This window comes from Glaciecola sp. 1036 (assembly GCF_050306235.1).
Lineage (GTDB): Bacteria > Pseudomonadota > Gammaproteobacteria > Enterobacterales > Alteromonadaceae > Glaciecola.
Genome location: NZ_JBLWFH010000037.1, coordinates 1 through 971 on the forward strand (window position 1 = coordinate 1; position 971 = coordinate 971).

Annotated in this window: 1 pseudogene; it reads left to right on the forward strand. The window is 45.2% G+C overall.

What is annotated here, in order from left to right:
• Positions 1 to 75: 75 nt before the first annotated feature.
• A pseudogene (locus ACNKW3_RS19805) lies at positions 76 to 971 on the forward strand (IS3 family transposase); the annotation flags it as partial.

Sequence of the window (971 nt, forward strand, 5' to 3'; positions counted from 1 at the left end):
TGTAGTGGCATAGTTAGTTTGGCCACCTAACAAGAGATGGTATGCTGTTTAGCATATCAGGATTAGGTGACAAAAATGAACAAAAAAACAAGACGAACCTTTAGCCCTGAATTTCGATTGGAAACAGCGCAGCTAGTTCTCGATCAGGGATACACTCATGATGAAGCAGCCAAAGCAATGGGCGTTGGTTTCTCAACGGTTGGGAAATGGGTTAAACAACTTCGGCAAGAACGTGATGGCAAGCAGGTAAAACAAATGCCTATGACGCCTGAGCAAATTGAAATTCGTGAACTTAAAAAACGCAATGAACGGCTTGAACTAGAAAAGGAAATATTAAAAAAAGCTACCGCTCTGTTGATGTCGGACTCCATGAAGAACTCGCGTTAGTTAAGCGATTACATCAGAGCGATAAAACCCGTTATTCGGTGAAAATGGTGTGCGAGGTACTGGAAGTCAACCGGAGCACTTTTAAATATTGGGATAAGCGAGATAAACGATTATCCCCTGAGGCTGCCAAATTGCACAGCTTGGTACGTGAGGCGCATCGCCTGAGCAATGGCTCAGCGGGAGCGAGAACCATTGCCGATATTGTGACCAATGATGATTCTCATGCAGTGAGCTTGTCGCGTTATCGCGCTGGGAAGCTGATGAAGAAGCTAGATTTAGTCAGCTGTCAGTTACCGCAACATGCTTATAAAAAGGCCATAAAGGAGCATGTAGCCATTCCGAATTTACTGGACAGGCAGTTTGTGGTTACAGCGCCAAATCAAGTCTGGTGCGGTGATGTGAGTTTCATTTGGACAGGTCATCGTTGGGCATATTTGGCCGTGGTAATCGACTTGTTCGCACGAAAACCTGTGGGCTGGGCAATGAGCCACTCGCCTGACAGTAATCTAACATGCCAAGCATTAATTATGGCGTACGAAAGTCGAGGAAAGCCTAAGAATATAATGTTTCACTCGGATCAGGGT